Source organism: Pseudonocardia sp. ICBG601, from assembly GCF_020496245.1.
In genome coordinates this window covers 38,241-57,242 of the sequence record NZ_JAHLJA010000033.1, presented here as the reverse complement: position 1 = coordinate 57,242, position 19,002 = coordinate 38,241, and the positions used below count along the sequence as shown (strand labels likewise).

17 protein-coding genes and 3 pseudogenes are annotated in these 19,002 nt (G+C 74.6%); 8 read left to right on the top strand and 12 right to left on the bottom strand.

The features are described 5' to 3' along the window. Window positions 1-60 precede the first annotated feature (60 nt). Together KPL57_RS12370 and KPL57_RS12365 are read left to right on the top strand one after the other, a co-directional pair. Entirely contained in the window at window positions 61-336 is a 276-nt protein-coding gene (locus KPL57_RS12370; protein ID WP_226351703.1) for a hypothetical protein, read from the top strand. A gap of 28 nt (window positions 337-364) precedes the next feature. After that, window positions 365-1,033: a TetR/AcrR family transcriptional regulator gene (locus KPL57_RS12365; protein ID WP_226351702.1), complete on the top strand. Its 669-nt coding sequence runs from the start codon at window positions 365-367 to the stop codon at window positions 1,031-1,033. On the opposite strand, the gene KPL57_RS12360 is transcribed toward KPL57_RS12365, so the two are convergent. The 3 genes from KPL57_RS12360 to KPL57_RS12350 are packed head-to-tail and all read right to left on the bottom strand — an operon-like array spanning window position 1,009 to window position 4,414. Further along, on the bottom strand, window positions 1,009-2,280 hold the full coding sequence (locus KPL57_RS12360) for a hypothetical protein (RefSeq protein ID WP_226351701.1): 1,272 nt from the start codon (window positions 2,278-2,280) through the stop codon (window positions 1,009-1,011). The genes KPL57_RS12365 and KPL57_RS12360 overlap by 25 nt on opposite strands. After that, window positions 2,277-2,561, bottom strand: coding sequence for a hypothetical protein (locus KPL57_RS12355; RefSeq protein ID WP_226351700.1), 285 nt, complete (start codon window positions 2,559-2,561; stop codon window positions 2,277-2,279). The genes KPL57_RS12360 and KPL57_RS12355 overlap by 4 nt, the downstream gene beginning before the upstream one ends. 35 nt (window positions 2,562-2,596) lie before the next feature. Beyond that, window positions 2,597-4,414 (bottom strand): NAD(P)/FAD-dependent oxidoreductase, encoded by a 1,818-nt coding sequence (locus KPL57_RS12350; protein ID WP_226351699.1) that lies wholly within the window; start codon window positions 4,412-4,414, stop codon window positions 2,597-2,599. A gap of 127 nt (window positions 4,415-4,541) precedes the next feature. Between KPL57_RS12350 and KPL57_RS72045 the strand changes: the two are divergent. Beyond that, window positions 4,542-5,003: pseudogene (locus tag KPL57_RS72045) on the top strand (TetR/AcrR family transcriptional regulator); the annotation flags it as partial. A 265-nt stretch (window positions 5,004-5,268) separates the two neighbouring features. Further along, window positions 5,269-6,378 (top strand): annotated as a pseudogene (locus KPL57_RS12340) (MFS transporter); the annotation flags it as partial. Between the two features lie 184 nt (window positions 6,379-6,562). Here KPL57_RS12340 and KPL57_RS72040 read toward each other — a convergent pair. The 7 genes and pseudogenes from KPL57_RS72040 to KPL57_RS12310 all read right to left on the bottom strand — a co-directional run bounded on the left by KPL57_RS72040 (window position 6,563) and on the right by KPL57_RS12310 (window position 13,694). Further along, the gene (locus KPL57_RS72040) at window positions 6,563-6,772 is read right to left on the bottom strand and encodes a hypothetical protein (RefSeq protein ID WP_374203705.1); all 210 of its coding nucleotides are present in this window, start codon (window positions 6,770-6,772) and stop codon (window positions 6,563-6,565) included. Continuing rightward, window positions 6,745-7,011, bottom strand: coding sequence for a hypothetical protein (locus tag KPL57_RS72035; RefSeq protein WP_374203701.1), 267 nt, complete (start codon window positions 7,009-7,011; stop codon window positions 6,745-6,747). The genes KPL57_RS72040 and KPL57_RS72035 overlap by 28 nt, the downstream gene beginning before the upstream one ends. 41 nt (window positions 7,012-7,052) lie before the next feature. Then, window positions 7,053-8,871: pseudogene (gene glmS, locus KPL57_RS12330) on the bottom strand (glutamine--fructose-6-phosphate transaminase (isomerizing)). A 42-nt stretch (window positions 8,872-8,913) separates the two neighbouring features. Further along, entirely contained in the window at window positions 8,914-9,147 is a 234-nt protein-coding gene (locus KPL57_RS12325; protein WP_226351697.1) for a hypothetical protein, read from the bottom strand. Window positions 9,148-9,233: 86 nt separating this feature from the next. Beyond that, window positions 9,234-11,120, bottom strand: coding sequence for a maleylacetate reductase and hydroxyquinol 1,2-dioxygenase domain-containing protein (locus KPL57_RS12320; protein WP_226351696.1), 1,887 nt, complete (start codon window positions 11,118-11,120; stop codon window positions 9,234-9,236). Beyond that, the gene (locus KPL57_RS12315) at window positions 11,117-12,886 is read right to left on the bottom strand and encodes an FAD-dependent monooxygenase (RefSeq protein ID WP_226351695.1); all 1,770 of its coding nucleotides are present in this window, start codon (window positions 12,884-12,886) and stop codon (window positions 11,117-11,119) included. Before KPL57_RS12315 ends, KPL57_RS12320 begins: the two co-directional genes overlap by 4 nt. Before the next feature lie 22 nt (window positions 12,887-12,908). Further along, window positions 12,909-13,694, bottom strand: coding sequence for a MerR family transcriptional regulator (locus tag KPL57_RS12310; RefSeq protein ID WP_226351694.1), 786 nt, complete (start codon window positions 13,692-13,694; stop codon window positions 12,909-12,911). Between the two features lie 173 nt (window positions 13,695-13,867). Here KPL57_RS12310 and KPL57_RS12305 point away from each other — a divergent pair, with 173 nt between their 5' ends. Together KPL57_RS12305 and KPL57_RS12300 are read left to right on the top strand one after the other, a co-directional pair. After that, entirely contained in the window at window positions 13,868-14,719 is an 852-nt protein-coding gene (locus tag KPL57_RS12305) for a ferredoxin reductase (RefSeq protein WP_308252856.1), read from the top strand. A 39-nt stretch (window positions 14,720-14,758) separates the two neighbouring features. Continuing rightward, window positions 14,759-15,556: a transposase family protein gene (locus KPL57_RS12300; RefSeq protein WP_226350737.1), complete on the top strand. Its 798-nt coding sequence runs from the start codon at window positions 14,759-14,761 to the stop codon at window positions 15,554-15,556. 556 nt (window positions 15,557-16,112) lie between these two features. Here the strand turns inward: KPL57_RS12300 and KPL57_RS12295 are convergent. Beyond that, complete coding sequence (locus KPL57_RS12295) at window positions 16,113-16,556, bottom strand: nuclear transport factor 2 family protein (protein WP_226351693.1); 444 nt, start codon at window positions 16,554-16,556, stop codon at window positions 16,113-16,115. A 51-nt stretch (window positions 16,557-16,607) separates the two neighbouring features. On the opposite strand from KPL57_RS12295, the gene KPL57_RS12290 reads away from it, so the two are divergent. Together KPL57_RS12290 and KPL57_RS12285 are read left to right on the top strand one after the other, a co-directional pair. Continuing rightward, window positions 16,608-17,420 carry an IclR family transcriptional regulator gene (locus tag KPL57_RS12290; protein ID WP_226351692.1) on the top strand — a complete coding sequence of 271 codons (813 nt, stop codon included), beginning with the start codon at window positions 16,608-16,610 and terminating at the stop codon, window positions 17,418-17,420. 31 nt (window positions 17,421-17,451) lie between these two features. Further along, complete coding sequence (locus tag KPL57_RS12285; RefSeq protein ID WP_226351691.1) at window positions 17,452-18,423, top strand: DUF3048 domain-containing protein; 972 nt, start codon at window positions 17,452-17,454, stop codon at window positions 18,421-18,423. Window positions 18,424-18,442: 19 nt separating this feature from the next. Here the strand turns inward: KPL57_RS12285 and KPL57_RS12280 are convergent, their stop codons facing one another. After that, window positions 18,443-18,931, bottom strand: a complete 489-nt coding sequence (locus tag KPL57_RS12280; protein ID WP_226351762.1) for a (2Fe-2S)-binding protein — start codon at window positions 18,929-18,931, stop codon at window positions 18,443-18,445. Window positions 18,932-19,002: the final 71 nt, after the last annotated feature.

The window sequence follows — 19,002 nt, the reverse complement described above, 5'->3', positions numbered from 1 at the left end:
GCGGACTCTCGGTGTCGGAGGCGGGGGCCGGTGTCGGAGGTGGGGGCTACCGTCCGTCTCGTGCCCGCCACCACTCGTGCCCTCCGTTCGCTCACCGAGATCGCGGTGTTCGCGCCGCTGGTCGTCGCACGCCGCACCGCCCGGATGCTCACCTCGGGCTTCCCGCGCCCGGCACGCGAGGTCCGGGAGTTCCACCGGATGTGGGCGGAGAAGGTCGACGGGTTCTCCCGGGCCGCCGTCGTCCTGGCCACCTCGCCGCCGGGACCGGCGACCCTCGGGCGTGCGCTGGAGCCGATCCGCACCCGGGTGCGTGCCAACGCGCGCCGACTAGGCTGACCGCCCGGCGAGCACTCGGGGGTGCGGTGTGACGGAGGGGACGGCGGTCCGGCGCGGGCGGCGGCCGATGAGCGACCGCCGCCGCACCCTGCAGCGCCTGGAGATCTCCCGGGCCGCGATCCGGCTGTTCGGCGAGCACGGCGTCGCCGCGACCGGCGGGGAGCAGATCGCCGAGGCGGTGGGGCTCTCGGCACGCACGTTCTGGCGCTGGTTCCGCACCAAGGAGAGCTGCGTCGAGCCGGTGCTGAGCCTGGCCACCGACGCGTTCACCGCGAGCCTGGCCCGCTGGCCCGACGACACCCCGCTCGCCGAGCACCTCGCACGGGACTACGCCGAGCACCCCGATGCGGGCCCCGACGACGGTGACCTCGTCTTCGAGGTGATCCGGATGAGCCGTTCCGAGCCCGCGCTGCGCGCGATCTGGCTGGTCGTGCAGGAGCGGGCGGAGCCGGTCCTGGCCGGGATCCTCGCCGGCCGGTTCGGCCGCGACGCGGGCGACGTCGCCGTGCGGGTGCACGCCGCGGCGCTCAACGGGGCGCTGCGGGTCGCGACCGAGGACATCGCCGCCGCCACCGCCGACGGGCGCCGCCCGCCGGCCGCCCAGCTGCGCGCGCGGCTGTCGGCGGCCGTCGACGCCGCGATCCACGGCGTCGACGGCGAGCGGGCGGCCGGTCAGGGGCCGACCCGCAGCACGTGACCCTCGCCGTTCACCGCGACGAGCACCGACCCGTCCCCGGCCGCGGCGACCCCGGCGAACGGGGCGGGCCGGGTGGCCGCGCCGCTGCGGCAGTCGGCGGGGACGTGCGGCGGCCGGACGTCGAAGGCCAGCCCCGACGCCGCGACGGTGACCGTGCGGTCCACCGGGTCGATCCGCAGCAGGCGTCCCGCGGCGGCCTCGGCGCACCACAGCGAGCCCCCGGCGACGGCGAGTCCCTCCGGTCGGTGCAGCCCCGCGGCGAGGACGGTGCCGCGGTCACCGCCCCGGTCGCCGGCGGGGTCGCGGTCGAGCCGTGCGACCTGCCCGCCGCCGGTCAGGGTGGCGTACACGGCGCCGGTCGGGTCGACGGCCACGTCCACCGGCCCGTCGAGTCCCGTGGCGAGCACGGTCACGCTGCCGTCGTCGCCGAGGTGCAGGACCCGCCCGGCGCCGGTCTCGGCGACCAGCAGCCCGTCGGGGCAGGAGGCGACGCCGGTCGCCCCGGCCAGCCCGTCGGCCGCCCGGGTCCAGGCACCGGGACGGCCGCGCCACACCCCGGTCCCGGTGGTCACCACCGTGTCGCCGTGGTGCCGGGTGAGTCCGCGGATCCCGCCGCGGACCTCGGTGACGACGTCGCCGAGTGCGGTGACGGCGCCGCCACCCACCCGGGCCAGGGAGAAGTGGTCGGCGACGAGCGCGTCCGTCCCGTCGGCGGCCACGCCCCAGGGGCCGCAGAGTCCGGGCGGCAGCACCGTGGTCGCCGTGCCGTCGACGCCGACCCGGACCAGCCCGCCGTGGAAGGCACCGGTCACCCAGGCCGACCCGTCGGCGGTGAACACGACGTTGTCCGCGCCGCCGACGCCGGTGTCCAGGGTGGCGGTCACCCGACCGTCCTCCGCGGTCCACAGGGCGCCGCCGCCGTTGGACAGGACGCGAAGCCCGCCCCCCGGGTCGAAGCGCACGGCCACCGGCCGGTCCAGCCCGGCGAGCAGCCGCTCGGGGGCGCCGCCGTCCGGGTCGACCCGCCAGACCTCGCCGGAGAGCAGGTGCGGGTAGTACAGGAGCCCGTCCGGGCCGACCTCCATCGCGTTGCCGAGCGCGAGCCCGGTCGCGAGCACCCGCGGCGGCCCGCCGGTCGGGTCGATCTCCAGCAGCCGGCCGTCCGGGCACAGCTCGTTGACGAACAGCCGTCCGCGGTGCCAGGCGATCCCGTCCGGGGCGGTGATCCCGTCGGCGACGACGGTCATGGCCCCGCCGGGTGCCCGGCGCCACACCAGCCCGCGGGCAGGTCGACGACGAACAGCTCGCCGTCGGCGCCGAACACGAGGTCGTCGGGCGCGGTGAGCGGCCCGTCCGGCCCGAGCACCGTCTCGAGCCCGCCGGTCGCCGGGTCGAACGCGGACACGGTGCCGCCGAGGAACTGCGCGATCCAGAGCCGTCCGTCCGGACCGGCCACGATCCCGTTGGACGCCCACAGCGGGTTCGGCGGGCACAGCGGCTCGGCACGCAGCCCTGGCGCGGTCCGCACGGGCCCCCGGTCCGGCCCGGCGACCGGGCGCACGCTCACGGGGCGCCGCCGGAGAGCACGTCGTCCATCCCGCCGGCGCGCCAGTCGCGCAGGATCTGGTGGAACTCGACCGGACCGCCGCCGAACTGCTCGGAGCGCCGTCGCGGGCGGCCCTCGGAGTTGTAGTAGCCGGGCGTGCACTCGGCGAGGAAACCCTGCTGGTCGCGGGCCCGCTCGCGGATCGTCGCGACCCACGCGGCCTCCGCCTCCGCGGTCGGTTCGACGATCCGCACCCCGCGCCGGGCGGCCTCGGCACAGACCGCCGCGATGTGCCCGGCCTGCTCCTCCAGCACGTGCGCGAAGTTCGGCGACGCCGAGTTCTGCCCGGCCCCGACGTGGAACAGGTTGGGGAAGCCGCGGCTGACCCAGCCGTGCAGCGTGGACAGCCCGTCCGCCCAGTGCTCGGCGAGGGTGACGCCGCCTCGGCCGCGGATGTCGGCCCCGGCCCGGGTGGCGGGGTCGGCGCCGAGCTCGAACCCGGTGGCGAACACGATCGCGTCCACCGGGTACTCGACGCCGTCGACCACCAGGCCGTCGCGGGTGATCCGCTCGACGCCCTGCCCGCCGGTGTCGAGCAGCGTCACGTCGTCCCGGTTGAAGGTCTGCAGGTAGGTGTCGCTGAAGGTGGGGCGCTTGCACATCTGGCGGTACCAGGGCTTGAGCGCCGCGGCCGTCGCCGGGTCGGCGACGATCGCGTCGACCCGGGCCCGGATCTCGTCCATCTTCTCGGCGTCGGCGATCTCCAGCGCCTCGGCCGGCTCCTCGACGCCCCGGGTCCGGGCGAGCCGCCGCGCGCCCCGGATCGGGGCGGTGTCGGTCCACTTGTCCGCGACGCCGTCGGGGCCGAACGAGCCGTGCGGCGCCGGACGCATGTCCATCAGGGCCAGGAAGTCCTCGCGGCGGCGTCGCTGCCAGCCCGGGGCCAGCGACCGCCACCAGGCCTCGTCGTAGGGGGCGTCGTCGCGGGTGTCGACCGACGACGGCGTCCGCTGCACGACGTAGAGGTGCCGCGCGGCCCCGGCCAGGTGCGGGACGCACTGGATCGCCGTCGCCCCGGTGCCGACCACGGCGACCGTGCGGTCGCCGATCCGGTCGAGCGGGCCGCCCCGCTCGTCGCCGCCGGTCCAGTCGTAGTCCCACCGGCTGGTGTGGAAGGTGTGCCCGGCGAAGTCGGCGATCCCGGGGATCCCCGGCAGCTTGGGCCGGTTGAACGGCCCGGAGGAGATCACCACGAACCGGGCGGTGACCGTGTCGCCGCGGTCGGTGCCGACCTGCCAGGCCGACGCGTCGTCGTCCCAGACCAGGGTGGTGACCTCGGTGCCGAACAGGGCGTCGCGGTAGAGGTCGAAGTGCTCGCCGATCGCGCGGGCGTGCGCCCGGATCTCCCCGCCCGGCGGGTAGCGACGGCTGGGCATCCCGCCCAGCTCCTCCAGCAGCGGCAGGTAGATCGAGCTCTCGATGTCGCAGGCGATCCCGGGGTAGCGGTTCCAGTACCAGGTCCCGCCGAGATCCCCGGCGACGTCGACGATCCGGATCCGCTCGTGGCCGGCCTGCCGCAGCCGGGCCGCGGCGACCAACCCGCCGAAGCCGCCGCCCACGACCAACACGTCCACCTCGTCACGGACCGGGTCGCGGTCGGTGGGCTCGCACCACGGGTCCTCGGCGTAGAAGCCGAACTCCCCGGTCGAGGACCGGTACTGGGCGACGCCGTCGGGTCGCAGCCTGCGGTCGCGCTCGGCGCGGTAGCGCTCCCGCAGCCGGTCCAGGTCGGCCGCGGTGGGGTCGGTGGTCCCGGTGGTCCCGGTCGTCGTCACGCTGGTGGCTCCCTCGGCATCGCATGATCAGCTGCCGCACCAGGGTGGCACGAACTGCCAAAAAGGCACTGTGAGACGAGCGTCTCGTGGTCGGCCCCGACCCGTCTCATTACTGTCGGGCAGTGACATGAAGACACTCGACGACACCCGACGCGGGCGGGCGCCGATGAGCGACCGCCGGCGCGAGCTGCAGCGCCTCGAGATCTCCCGCGCGGCCGTGGCGCTGTTCCGCGAGCACGGCGTGCACGCCACCAGCGGCGAGCGGATCGCCGAGGAGGTCGGACTGTCCGGCCGCACCCTGTGGCGCTGGTTCCGGACCAAGGAGAGCTGCGTCGAGCCCGTTCTCGCCCGCAGCATCGACGCCGTCGTCGCGACGCTGCGACGCTGGCCGGCGGGGGTGAGCCTCGACGAGCACCTGATCGCCGAGTACCGCCCGCCGGAGGACCCGCGCGACGCCGCCGACGCCGACGCCGCGATGGCCGTCATCGCGCTCTCGCGTACCGAGCCCGGTCTGCGGGCGGTGTGGCTGGCGGTGCACGAGCGGGCCGAGCCGGTGCTCGCCGAGGTGATCGCGGCCCGCGCCGGCCGCGAACCCGGTGACCTCGACGTCCGGGTGCACGCCGCCGCCGTCGCCGCCGCCCTGCGGATCAGCGGCGAGGACCTCGCCGCCGAGCTCGCCGCGGGCGTGCGGTGCGCCGACCCCGTCGACCGACTCGGCCGCGCCCTGCGCGCGGCCACCACGACCCTTCCCGGGCAGGAGACCCCGCGTGACCACCACCCCGTCCCGTACCGAGCAGGTACCGGCGAGCCGGACCGGAGCGCTGATCGCCGTCCTCGTCGGCGCCGCGTTCGTGATGATCCTCAACGAGACCGTGCTGAGCGTCGCGCTGCGCGACCTGAGCGTCGACCTCGGTGTCCCCGCCACCACCACCCAGTGGCTGACCAGCGGGTTCCTGCTGACGATGGCCGTGGTCATCCCCACCACCGGCTACCTGCTCGACCGTTTCACCCCGCGGCAGGTCTTCCTCGCCTCGCTCGGGCTGTTCACCGTGGGCACCGCCGTCGCCGGGTTCGCGCCCGGCTTCGCGATGCTGCTCGTCGGCCGCATCGTGCAGGCGGGCGGTACGGCGATGATGATCCCGCTGCTGATGACCACGATCCTGCGTCTGGTGCCTGCCGAGCGGCGCGGCGCGACGATGGGCACGATCACGATCGTCATCGCCGTCGCGCCCGCGATCGGTCCGACGATCGGCGGCGCGATCCTGTCCGGTCTCGGCTGGCGCTGGATGTTTCTGGCTGGTCCTGCCGCTGGCCGTGCTCGCGATGGCGGCCGGCGCCCGGTGGCTGCGCATCGACGGCGGCGGCCGCCCGGTCCCGCTCGACGTGGTCTCGGTGCTGCTGTTCCGCCGTCGGGTTCGGTGGGCTGGTCTACGGGCTGTCCTCGCTGGGGCGGCCACGGCGGCGGGGGGCTCCCGCCGTGGGTGCCGGTCGTCGGTGGGGCTGGTCGCTTGGCCGTGTTCGTGCTGCGCCAGCTGCGGCTGATGCGCGACGGCCGTGCCCTGCTGGACCTGCGCCCGTTCCGGCGACGCCAGTTCGTCGTGGCGCTGGTGCTCACCGCGCTGGTGCTGCTGTCGCTGATCGGCGTCGCGGCGGTGCTGCTGCCGCTCTACCTGCAGACCGTGCTCGGCACGAGCACGCTGGTCTCCGGGCTCGTGGTGCTGCCCGGCGGGCTGCTGCTCGGGCTGCTCGGCCGTCCGGTCGGCGCTGTTCGACCGCGTCGGGGCCCGGCCGTTGGTGATCCCGGGCGCGGTGCTGATGGCGGCCGGCCTGCTGCTGTTCTCCACCCTCGGCCCGGGCCCCCGCTCGGCGTGGTCGTGGCCTTCCACCTGGTCCTGATGGGTGGGCTCGCGCTGATGATGACGCCGCTGATGACCGAGGCGCTGGGCTCGCTGCCCGACGAGCTGTACTCCCACGGCAGCGCGATCCTCTCCACGCTGCAGCAGGTCGCGGGCGCGCTGGGGACGGCGTTGTTCGTCACCGTCGCCGCGCTGGGCTCGGCCGCCGCCGGGGCCTCCCCGGACGCGAGCGGGCTGCACGCCGCGTTCGCCGTCGCCGGTGGGGGTCGGGGTGCTGGCCGTCCTGCTGTCGCTACTGGTCCGGCGCCGCGCCGCGGCGGAGACCCCGGTCGGCCGCAGGCGGGGCCGGCACCGCGGCGTCGACCACGGCCGCCGCGTCCCCGACGGCGATCGTGCCGGAGCTCAGCACCCGGCACACCGCGCCGCCACGGTCGTGCAGGGCGCGGCGCGCTCCCGGTCCGACGGCGGTCTCCATCACCCGGCAGGGCGCGGCCCGGCGCACCACCTCCAGCTCGACCCCGCCGAGCCGTAGCCGGGTCCCGGGTGTCGTCGGGACGGTGCCGTGGTCGAGGGTGACGGTGCGCCGGTGCGGCCCGAGGGGACCGGCGCACCGAGCTCGGCGGCCGCGGCGTCGAGCTCGTCGCGGCTCTGCACCGACACGTGCCGGTGCCGGGTGCCGAAGTACCGGTCGCCGACGACGCCGCTGCCCGCGAGCACCTCGACCGCCTCGACGTCGTGCATCGGCCCACCCCGCTCCGCGGCGACGTGCAACCCGAGGACCTTCACTCCACCGTCACCGACTTCGCGAGGTTCCGCGGCCGGTCCACGTCGCGTCCGAGCGCGACGGCGGTGTGCCGGGCCAGCAGCTGCAGCGGGATCCAGAGCAGGATCGGGGCCAGCTCCGGCTCGGTGCGCGGGACCCGCAGCACGGCGTCGGCGAGCCCGGCGGGCAGCTCGGCGTCGGTCACCGCGATCACCGGCCCGCCCCGGGCCCGGATCTGCTCGATCGTGCCGACGTTCTTCGCGAGCAGCTCGTCGTCGGGCACCACGACGACGCTGGGCATGTCCGGTGTGACCAGTGCCAGCGGGCCGTGCTTGAGCTCGGAGGCGGGGTAGGCCTCGGCGTGGCAGTAGGAGATCTCCTTGAGCTTCTGCGCACCCTCCCGCGCGACCGGGCTGGCCCGGGTGCGTCCGACGAAGAAATCGACGACGCGTGCGCCCACCGCTGTGCGACCGCGGCGACCGTGCCGTGGGCGGCGTCCTCGGCGAGGACGGCCTCGACGTGGCGGGGGCAGCGCGGCCAGCCCGTCGAGCAGCCGCCGCCCGTCGGCCACCGAGAGGTCCCGCACCCGGCCCAGCAGCCGCGAGCATCGCGAACGTCACGCTCATGGTCGTGACGGCCTTGGTCGAGGCGACCGACACCTCCGGCCCGGAGTGCAGGAACACCCCGGCCCCGCACTCGCGGGAGATCGCCGAGCCGATCACGTTCACCGCGCCGATCACCCGGCCGCCCTTGCGGCGCAGCTCCTGCACCGCGGCGAGGGTGTCGGCGGTCTCGCCGGACTGGCTGACCGCGACGTAGAGGCAGTCCGGGTCGACGACCGGGTTGCGGTGACGGAACTCCCCGGCCGGTTCGGCCGCCGCCGGGATGCGGGCCAGCTGCTCGACCAGCCCGGCGCCGATCTCCCCGGCGTAGTAGGCCGACCCGCAGCCCAGGAACAGCACCCGCCGCACCCCGCGCAGCTCGCGGGGGTCCATCCCGAGCCCGCCGAGCCGGGCGGTGGCGAACCGGGTGTCGAGCCGCCCGGCCAGCGCCCGGCGGACGGCGTCGGGCTGCTCGGCGATCTCCTTCGCCAGGAAGTCGGGGAGCCCGCCGAGCGCGTAGTCCTCGGACCCGGTGTCGACGGTGGTCGGGCTGATCCGGGTGGAGCCCTCGATGCCGTCGGCGCGCACGGTGACGATCTCGCCGTCGTCGAGGAACACCACCTTCTGGGTGTGCCGTACGACCGCGGCGAGGTCGGACGCGACGACCATCTCCCCGTCGCCGATGCCGAGCACGATCGGGCTGCCGTTGCGCGCCACGACGATCTCGTCGGGGGTGCGGGCGTCGAGCACCGCGAGCCCGTAGGTGCCCTCGACGCCGGCGAGCGCCGTGCGCACCGCGTCGGCGAGGGTGGCGGCACCACCCTGGAGCGCCTCGCCGACCAGGTGCGCGAGCGCCTCGGAGTCGGTGTCGCTGCGCAGCACGACCCCGCGGGCGGTGAGCCCCGCACGCAGCGCTTCGGCGTTCTCGACGATGCCGTTGTGCACGATCGCGACCCGCCCGGACGCGTCGGTGTGCGGGTGCGCGTTGGCCTCGCTCGGCTCGCCGTGGGTCGCCCACCGGGTGTGCGCGACGCCCGACCGGCCCGGGGGAGGGGCCTCACCCAGCAGTGCGCGCAGGTCCTCCACCCGTCCCGCGGTGCGCCGCACCGTCACCTTCCGGCGGTGCGCCACCGCCAGGCCCGCCGAGTCGTAGCCCCGGTACTCCAGCCGGGACAACCCGTCGAGCAGCACGCCCGCGGCCTCCCGCGGCCCCACGTAACCCAGGATCCCGCACATGCACGTCCCTCTGTCGTCGTGTCCGTCGTGTCCGTCGTCGTGTCAGCCGTAGACGATCCGACGCAGCCGCCGCTGGGAGACGTCCCCGGGGGCGACCACCCGCGCGGCGAGCTCGGCCGCGATCCGCGGCCAGATCTCGTCGTTGCGCCGGTCGCGGGCCTGGAGCTCGCGGTGCCGGCGACGGACGAACTCCTCGGTGGTCTCGCCGAAGTAGGCGACGACGTCGGCGACCACGCGGGCCGCCACCGGCTCGGTGAGCCCGGTGGTGGCGGCCACGTGTCGCACGAGATCCGGATCCACGCCGTCGATCCTGACCGGGTGCGGGACGAAGGGCCAGAACTCTGCCCGGAATCGGGCAGGGATCAGCGATCGCGGGCGATCCGGAAGGTGAACTCCAGCAGTCGCCACTCCCCGTCGGGCTCGACGCCGTCGGGCATCGGGCCGGTGCGTGGGGCGAACTCCACCACCAGGTCGTCCTTCACCCCGAACACCGTGTCCGAGTCGAGGTGCTCCCCACCGGCGACGAACAGCTGCGTGATCAGCCTGCGGTGGCCCGGTGCCTCGATGAGGAAGTGCAGGTGGGGGGCCCGGAAGGGGTGCCGTCCGGTGGCGTCCAGCATCTCCCCGACCGGGCCGTCGGCGGGGATCGGATAGGCGGCGGGCAGGATCGAGCGGAACCGCAGCCGGCCCGCGTCGTCGGTGCGGAACCGGCCGCGCAGGACGGGGCCCTCGGTCTCGGGCAGCTGCAGGTCGTAGAAGCCGTCCTCGTCGGACTGCCAGATGTCGACGACCGCCCCCGGCACCGGCTCGTCATCGGTGTCGGTGACGACGACGTCCACCCACAGCGGGGTGCCCTTCTTCCCCGCGGAGACGTCGGTTCCCTGGTCGAGCTCGGGCGGTCCGTCGGTGTAGAACGGCCCGAGCACCGCCGAGGACGTCGTGTCCGGGGTGCGGGAGTTGGTCAGCACGTCCACCACGCTGGACAGCCCCAGGGTGTCCGACAGCAGCACGAACTCCTGGCGCCGCTCGTCGGTGACGTGTCCGGCGCGGGTCAGGAAGTCGATCGCGGTCTGCCACTCGTCCTGGGTGAGGTCGTACTCGCGCGCGTAGCCGTGCAGGGTGGCGGCGAGCCCGGCCAGCAGGGTCCGCAGCCGTTCGTCGGGCCCACCGAACGATGCGGTGACCTGCGCGGTCAGTGCGTCCAGGGTGGCGCGCACCGGGTCGCCGGGCCGCTCACCGGCCCAGGCCCGCCCGAGCAGGGCGCGCACGCCGTCACGGGTGACCGGCACCGGGTTCGGGTACGGCCGCGCGACGGCCTGCTCGGCGAGCCGGTCCAGGTCGGCCTCGTCGACACCCAGCGCGGCCAGCGACGTCGGCCCGCCGGCGGCGACGAGCAGGTCGTACACCGCGCCGGCCGGGTCCGGCCCGAGCGCCTCGGCGATCCGCGGAGCGGCGGCCGCGTTGTGGGCGATCACGTGGGGCAGCAACACCGCGTGGGTCGGCGCGTGCGGCAGGTCCAGCGTGCCGCCGACGGTGTGGGCGAGCTTGTGCTGCAACGCCATCCCGGCCCGGTCCAGGCAGGTCCCGGCCAGCCAGGCCCCGCGCAGCAGCGCGTCGGTGTCGCCGTCGCGCAGCCCCGCGGTGAGCAGCCGCACCGACTCCAGCGCGGCGGCGTCGGTCAGCGGGTCGCGGTCGACGCTCCACAGCGCCTCGACGGCGTGCGCGAGCGCGTTCACCGCGCTCGGCACCCCCACCTGCGACGGCAGGTCGGCGACGAGCGTCGGGTCGTAGACGACGGTCTCCGGCCGGATCGCCGGGTCGGTCCGGGTGGTCTTCACCCCCGGTGTGTCCACCCCCAGCTCGCCGAGCACCGCGGTGCACTCCGAACCGGAGTACGTCGTGGGGACGACGACCTGGTCGGCGCCGGTCCGCACGGCGAGCGCCTTCGACAGCCCGATCTGCGAGCCGCCCCCGATCGCGACGACGCAGTCCGCCCCGGCCGCGGTGAACGCCGCCAGCGCCTCGTCGGTCACGGTCACCGGGGTGTGCACGGCGGCCCGGTCGAACCGCCCGGCGAGCAGCGACCCGAGCGCGGCCTGCGCCCGGTCCGCCGCGCCGGCGGGGTGGCGGCCGGCGACGAGGAACACCCGCGACCGTCCGAGCCGCGTCACCTCCGTCGCGAGGTCGTCGAGCGTGCCGGGACCGAACACCACCCGCGCGGGGGAGGGCTCGTGGACGAAGCCGGTCATGCGGTCACCTCCGGGGTCCGGTCCAGGATGCGCCCCAGCACCCGGCGCCGCGCGTCGGCCGGGTCGTCGGGGAGCGCCTCGGCGCGCCAGGCGACGTGGGCGTCCGGGCGGACGAGCACACAGCCGTCCTCGCCGACCCCACGCAGCCGGGCCCAGTCGTCGTAGACGTCGGTGACCTCGCGGCCGGGGCCGATCACGTGTGCGGCCAGCTCGATCCCCAGCTCGGCCGCGACGGTCCGCGCGGCCGCGGCCCACGCTCCGCCCGCGATGCCGGTGAGCAGCGCGAACCGGCCCTTGCCGGAGAGGTCGTGGGTGGAGACGCGGTGCCCGTCGCGGCCCAGCCAGCAGTGCGGCAGCCGCGCCCCCGGCCAGGTCGTCGGGTGGTAGTACAGCTCGGGATCGCGGTCGTATGCGGGCTCCGGGGTGCCGTCGGGCACCACCGCGCCGGACGCGTAGCGCTGCCCCATCTCGACGCCGTGCGCGTTGAACTCGTAGTCCTTGTGCTCCAGCGCCGCCCGCAGCGCCGCGCGGGTCGCGGCCCCGGCGGGGGTGTCGTCGGCGCGGCGCGGGGCCATCGAGGCACGCATCGCCGCCGGGTCCGCGCCGGGCTCCAGCCCGAGCGCGGCGAAGATCGGCCCGAACTCCTCCACCGAGCGGTTGGCGCGGCGCACGATCTGCTCGCCGACGGGGGCGCGCTCGGCGTCGTAGGAGTCCAGCAGCCCGGGCCCGGCGGTGCCGCGCAGCACCATCGCGAGCTTCCAGCACAGGTTGTAGGAGTCCTGGATCGAGGTGTTGGAGCCCAGCCCGTTCGACGGCGGGTGGCGGTGCACGGCGTCACCGGCGCAGAACACCCGTCCCGACCGGTAGCGGGTGGCCCACTGTTCGTTGACCGTCCACACCGAGGTCGAGCGGATCGTCACCGGCACGGAGTCGTCACCGATCAGGTCGTGCACGATCGCGGTGGCCGCGGCGTCGTCGAGCTCCGGCGGTGGACCCGCGAGGTCGTAGCCCCAGATCGCCATCCAGCGGGTCCACGGCCGCACCATGCGCAGCACGCCCATCCCGATGCCGCCGACGTCGGCGCCCGGCTGCAGCACCCAGTACAGGACGCTCGGCCGGTGCTCGACCAGCGCGGTGAGGTCGGCGTCGAAGACGATGTTCATGCTGCCCGCGAGCTCGCCGCGGCCGTCGAAGGGCAGGCCCGCGTCCCAGGCGACGGCGCTGCGCCCACCGTCGGCGCCGATCACGTAGCGGGCCCGGATGGTGAGCTCGGCGCCGGTGATGCGGTCCCGCGCGGTGACGGTGACGCCGTCGTCGTCCTGGACGTGGTGGAGGTACTCGGTGTCGAAGCGGATCCGGCTGCCGCGCTCGGCGGCCCGGCCGACCAGGATCGGCTCGAGGATGTTCTGCGGCAGGTCGCAGTGCGACGACGGGCTGGCCAGGGTGTAGTCGGCGCGCCGCGCCGGGTGGGTGCCCCAGGTCCGCACCCGGCCGAGCTCGTCGCCGGCCAGCGCGGTGCAGAACACCGTGTCGCCCATGAGGTGCGAGGGCGTCCCCTCCGCGACGACGTCGGCCTCCACCCCCTGGTCGCGCAGGATCTCCACGGTGCGCTGGTTGGTGATGTGCGCGCGCGGGGTGTCGGCCGTCCACCGGTACTTGGTGATCACGAGGTGGTCCACGCCGAGACCGGCGAGGAACAGGGCCGCCGACGAGCCCGCGGGCCCGCTGCCGATCACGAGGACGTCGGTCGTCACGGTGTCGCTCACGGACCGGATTATGGTTGAGCAGTCAACGATCGTCCAGGTCGGTCGTCCGGATCCCCATGGCGCGCCCGGCGTCGGCGGAGATGTCGTCGGAGATCCGGGTGATGAAGGCGTCCATCGCGTCCTGCATGCGCGAGCGGAATGACGACAGCAGCGCCAGCGTGGCGACCGGCTGCAGCTGTTCGACGGTCTGCTGGATCCGGGGTGCGTCGCCGGCGGGCAGCCCGGCCTCGACGTAGCCGTCCCACACCTGCCGGGCGAACAGCTCGACGAACATCTCGGCGACGGCGCCGGTGTGGTCGTCGAGCCTGCGGCGCAGCCCCACCAGCGCGGCGGGCGGGATGCCCAGCCGCACGGCCTCGGCCGCGGCCCGGGCGAGGTCCGGTCGCAGGATGCGCAGCCGTGCGTCCTCGGTGGTCTCGACGACGCCGGTCTCGCACAGGTGCCGGACCAGCTCGTCGGCGGACACCATGTCCGGGGTGAGCCCGAGATGCCCGGGCAGCTCCGCCCCGTCCACCTCGACGGGTTCCTCCGGCTGCCACGGGGCGAGCATCCCGCGGTAGAGCCGCAGCGCCTCCTCGGCGGTCCGTCCGGGGTCCTGGGTGACGAGCACCTCGATCGCCCCGAGGGAGAAACCACGCCGCCGCAGCCCGTTGACCAGGTCGAGCCGGTCGAGGTGGGCCTCGGTGTAGCGGGCGGCCCGCCCGGCCCGTCCGCTCGGCGGCAACAGCCCGCGCGTGATGTAGGAGCGCACCGTCCGCACGGTCATCCCCGCCCGGCGGGCCAGCTCCTCGATCGGGAAGTCCGCCACCTCGACGATCCTAGACAGCCGATCTCGACATCGTTGTCGACGAAACCGATGTAACGTTCCCGCAGGTCGGGGGCCGACCTCGTCCTCACTGGTGGCGAGGGTGTCGCCATCCCAACTTGCCGTCGCCATCGAGATCGGGTCCGATGGTCCCGACCGCGACGACGAGGTGGGTCATGACCGACGCCGTACTGCCGAGGGGACTGCGCCGCGCACGGAAGGCGGCCGCCCGTTTCACCACGCCCCTGCTGCCCGACGACTACCTGCTGCTGCTCAATCCGCTGTGGTCGGTGCGGGAGCTGCGCGGGCGGGTGGTGAAGGTCGTGCCCGAGACGGCCGACGCCGTCACCCTGGTCATCCGGCCCGGCCTGGGCTGGTCGTTCGACCACCGCGCCGGCCAGTACGTCGGCATCGGCGTCGAGGTCGACGGCCGCTTCCACTGGCGCTCCTACTCGCTGACCTCCGAGCCGCGCCGCGACCGCAGGCACATCTCGATCACCGTGAAGGCGATGCCGGAGGGCTTCCTGTCCCGCCACCTCGTCGACGGCGTCGGGCCCGGCACGGTGGTGCGGCTCGCGTTGCCGCAGGGCGAGTTCGTGCTTCCCGACCCGCCACCGGAGCAGCTGCTGTTCCTCACCGCGGGCAGCGGCATCACCCCGATCATGGCGATGCTGCGCACCCTGGACCGTCGCGACACCGTGACCGACGTGGTGCTCGTGCACTCGGCTCCGCGCGACGGCGACGTCATCTTCGCCGCCGAGCTCGACGCGCTGTCCGCGCGACACCCGTCGCTGCGGGTGCAGCTGCACCTCACCGGGGAGCGCGGCAGGCTCACCCCCGCCGGGCTGGCCGAGTACTGCCCGGACTGGCGCGAGCGCAGTACCTGGGCGTGCGGGCCGGAGGCGATGCTCGACGAGGCCGAGGAGCTGTGGGAGTCCGCGGGCCGGGGCGAAGCACTGAGCCTTTTTCAACCTGACGTTTGTGCTGGTCAGGGGCGTGAAGGCCGGCCGGGGTGGGGCTCCTGGTAGACGGATGGGTGGCGAACCGTCGTCTGCCAGGAGCCCCGTGTGCTGTCCTACCCATCCGGGATGAACGTGTCCAGCCGTAGCGTCCGTGATCTTGCTGATCTTCTCCGGGGGCATCGGCGTCAGCGTGGAACACGCTGGCGCCGGCTCTCAGCCGGTCGGCAGGCCTTGCTGGTGCTCGCCTACCTGCGTAAGGGCGAGACCTACGCTGCCCTGGCCTGCGGGTTCGCGGTGAGCACCGCGACGGTGTACCGGTACCTGACCGAGGCGATCGGTCTGCTCGCCGCGCTCGCCCCGACCCTGGAACAGGCCATCACCGTCGCCGCTGGGAAGGCGTTCGTGATCCTGGACGGCACGCTGCTGCGTATCGACCGGGTCGGCATGACATCCGGCTACGACCGGGCGTTCTACTCCGGCAAACACAAGTGCCACGGCCTGAACGTGCAGGTCATCGCCGACCCCGTCGGCAGGCTGGTGTGGATCTCCCCACCGCTACCCGGAGCCCGGCACGACATGGGTGCCGCCCGCGCCCACGGGATCATCGACGCGGTCAACACCGCCGGGGTGCGGGCGATCGCTGACACCGCCTACCAAGGCGGCGGGCCCGCGATCACCGTCCCCCACCGACGCCGCCGCCGCGACCTCGACACCGGCCGGTACCGGCCCCTGTCAGCGAATCAGAAAGCGGTCAACGCCGCCCACGCCCGACGACGGGCACCCGGTGAACGGGTCAACGCCGAGCTGAAGAACTGGAAGATCCTCCGCAAGATCCGCTCCAGCCCCAACCAGGCCACCCAGCTCGTCGCCGCGGTCCAGACCCTCATGATCACAGCTACCTGACCAGCACAAACGTCAGGTTGAAAAAGGCTCACTGCCCGCAACCGTCGATGACCCATGACGCCGTGCGGGGCCCGGCCTGATGGCCGGGCCCCGCAACTACAGAGACACTTCTACTGATCCAGATGTCCGGGGGCTTCTCTAATGATCACCCTCCCGCTCGTCTCGATCCTTCGCCGTCCCTCTGGCGTTCAGGTCGTTCACGTTTCGCGGGTGCGAAGTTAACCATCGCCGTCGCTCGGGTCAAGCCCTTCTCCGTCGTTCCTCGGAGTGGTGTTGCGACTCGCGCCGGCGGAGGCAGCGCCTCGGTCCGCAAGAGGCTGATCCGCCGGGTCGGGCCGGGTGTGAACGTGGGTTGCAGAACACGCTTGACCACCGTTCGCCGGCGACGACCCAGAGGTGGCGATCGGTCAGCGGCGGGCGGCACCGCATCCGCGGGCGGCCCGGCCCCGCGTCGGGCTCCTGCCCGGCGGGTTCGATCGGGCGGAGGACGACCGGCACGGCCCGACCACCGCTGGTCCCGTGATGCGCGACCGGGGCGGACACGCCGCCGTGCGGGTCAGCCCGACTTCAGCGCCTCGTTGCGGTTCACCGTCCACGCGACCATCGCGCTGTCGAGGTAGGCGCGGACCTCGACGATGCGGGCGTCGGGCTCGGGGGAGTCGAACCGGCAGACCCAGCAGTAGTCGTTGTCGAAGGGGGCTCCGTCGAGGGTCGTCGACGTCGCGTGCAACTCGGCGACCGTGACGTCTCCCGCGACGTGCAGGTCGACCACCTCGAGCCGGACCCCGTCCCGCATGAGCGGGCCGAGGCGGTCGAAGGTCGCGGTGGTGAAGGCGGTCTTGGACGCGTAGTGCCCGGCGAGGGGATGGGTGCCCTCGACCGTCCAGGACACGTCGTCGGCCACCCGCTCGAAGAACGTCGCGGCCGTGGCGGGGTCGGCGAGGTGGGCGAAGAGCTCGGTGCGGTCGGTGATCGTTTCGGAGATCGTGTCGTTGTGCATGGATCCAGTCTGGAGTCGGGCGACGGCGCCGGACGACCTAAGTTGCACCTCGTGACAACTACGCCGACGACGTCGGTCCTCGCACGCTCGGTCGTGGTCCTGGAGACGCTGGCGGGTATGGAGCAGCCGGCGGCGCTGCCCGCCGTCGCGGAGCGGCTGGGCGCACCGGTCAGCCAGACCTACCGCGTGCTGCGGGCCCTGCAGGAGGAAGGTTTCGTCGACCACGTCGGCCGCCGGGGGTACCGGGTCGGGACCCGGGCGATCGGGCTGGGTGCCCTGCTCGGTCCCTGGCCCGAGCTCCGCGCGCTCACCTACCCGGTCCTGGTCCGGCTCGCGGGTGGTACGTCGTTGAGCGCGCGGCTGCACGTGCGCAGCGGCTACGACCGGGTCCTGCTGCTGGCCGCCGTGCCTCCGCACGACCACGACCCGTCGTGGCGGACTCGGATCGGCGAGCGGTCACCGCTGACCCGGGGATGCAGCGGCCGGGCCATCCTCGCCCACCTTCCCGAGTCGGAGATCGAGGCCGTCCTGGGGGCCCGCGCGGGGGAGGACGACGGCGCACTGCGCACGGAGCTGCGCCGCATCCGCGACGACGGGTTCGCCTTCTCCTCCGCCGCCAATCACGCCGGTCGGCGTGGGATCTCGGTTCCGCTGACGTCGGTGTCGGAGGTGATGGGTGCGCTGTCGCTGTCCGGGCCCCAGGCCGCCGTCGACGAGGACGGTCTCCGGAGGCTCGCGGGCACGGTGCGGGCCGCCGCCGACGACATCGCGGGTCCGCTGTCGGCGATGCTGGGCCCCGACGCGACCCGACGCCGGTACGCACTCGACGTCCTGCCGCCGGAGCACCCGCCGCTCGACCGCTGACGCACGGGCGGCGCGGGAGTACCGTGCGCCGGTGCGTGCACATCCGGTGGTCGCGGCCCTCCTCGGGCTGGTGCTGACGGGCGCCGTCGGATGCGCGGCGTCGCCCGCGGTCCCGGGGCCGGTTACCGCTCCGGCGACACCGGCACCGCTGCTGTCACCGCTCACCGGGTTGCCCTCCGAGCCGGGGGCACGGGTGTTCGCCGTGAAGATCGACAACACCGCGGCGGCGCGCCCGTGGGACGGCGTCGAGGCGGCCGACGTCGTCTACGTCGAGCCGGTCGAGGGTGGTCTCACCCGACTGCTCGCGGTGTTCGCCTCGCAGCTGCCGCGCTCGGTGGGGCCGGTGCGCAGCGCCCGGGAGACCGACATCGGCGTCCTCGGCGCCTACGGCCGGCCCGCCCTCGTCTTCTCCGGCGCCGCGCCACCGGTCATGGACCGGCTCCGCGCGGCCGCGGTGGTCCCGGTCGTGCCCCGCGACCTGCCGGAGGCGTTCCGGCGTGACGACCGGCGGCCGGCGCCGCTGAACGTCTACGTGGACCTGACGGCACTGCGCGGACGGGTGCCGCAGGCGGGGCCGGTCCAGGACATCGGCCTGCGCTTCGGCCCGGCGCCGGACGGGGGAGCCCCCGTCCCGCAGCGCTCCGTCCGGGTCGGGGCCACCACCGTCACCGTCACCTGGAGCGCGCAGGACGACACCTGGACGGTCGCGACCGGCGACCGGACCGCGGTCTCCGGTCCGGACCGGAGGCCGGTACGGGCGGACACGGTGGTCGTGCAACGGGTCGCCGTCGCCGAGTCGTCGGTCCGCGACAGCGCAGGCTCGGTCTCCCCGATCGCGCTCACCGTCGGGGCGGGCGACGCCGAGGTCCTGCGCGAGGGGCGTTCCTTCCCCGCACGGTGGTCCCGTCCCGCCGTCGCCGACCCCCTCCGTCTCACGACCCCCGACGGCCGTGAGATGCCCGTGCGTCCGGGGCACACCTGGGTGCTGCTCGCCGCGCGGTGACCGGCCGGCCGGGCGGCCGTCACCCCTCCCTGTCCACCGGGGCCTGTGGCGCGGGCTCGCCGCGCAGCACGGCCGCGGCGCTGCGGACGGCGTCGACGATGAACTGGTACCCCGTGCACCGGCAGATGTTCCCCGAGATCGCCGCGCGGATCTCCTCGTCGCTGGGATCGGGGTTCTCCGCGAGGAACTCGGTGACCGTCAGCAGGATGCCGGGCGTGCAGAACCCGCACTGCAGGCCGTGGTGACGCCAGAACGCCTCCTGCAACGGATCCAGCTCACCGCCCTGTGCGAGTCCTTCGACGGTGGTGACCGCGCCGCCGTCGGCCTGGACCGCGAGGGTGCAGCAGGAGCGGGCCGTGCGGCCGTCGAGCAGGACGGTGCACGCCCCGCACACCCCGTGCTCGCAGCCCAGGTGGACCCCGGTGGCGCCGCAGTCGCGGCGCAGGAAGTCGGAGAGGGTGCGGCGCGGCTCGACGTGGTGGCGGACCGGCTGCCCGTTCACCGTCATGCGCACCGGACGCGTGGTGTCGCCGTCAGCGGTGTCGCCGTCGGTGGTGTCGTGCGTCCCGGCGTCCCGGC

Coding starts and splice junctions, on each gene's coding strand:
- KPL57_RS12295 (WP_226351693.1), bottom strand. CDS start 16,556: ATGCACAACGACACGATCTCCGAAACGATCACCGACCGCACCGAGCTC.
- KPL57_RS12305 (WP_308252856.1), top strand. CDS start 13,868: ATGACCGACGCCGTACTGCCGAGGGGACTGCGCCGCGCACGGAAGGCG.
- KPL57_RS12360 (WP_226351701.1), bottom strand. CDS start 2,280: ATGACCGTCGTCGCCGACGGGATCACCGCCCCGGACGGGATCGCCTGG.
- KPL57_RS12320 (WP_226351696.1), bottom strand. CDS start 11,120: ATGACCGGCTTCGTCCACGAGCCCTCCCCCGCGCGGGTGGTGTTCGGT.
- KPL57_RS72035 (WP_374203701.1), bottom strand. CDS start 7,011: ATGCACGACGTCGAGGCGGTCGAGGTGCTCGCGGGCAGCGGCGTCGTC.
- KPL57_RS12280 (WP_226351762.1), bottom strand. CDS start 18,931: ATGACGGTGAACGGGCAGCCGGTCCGCCACCACGTCGAGCCGCGCCGC.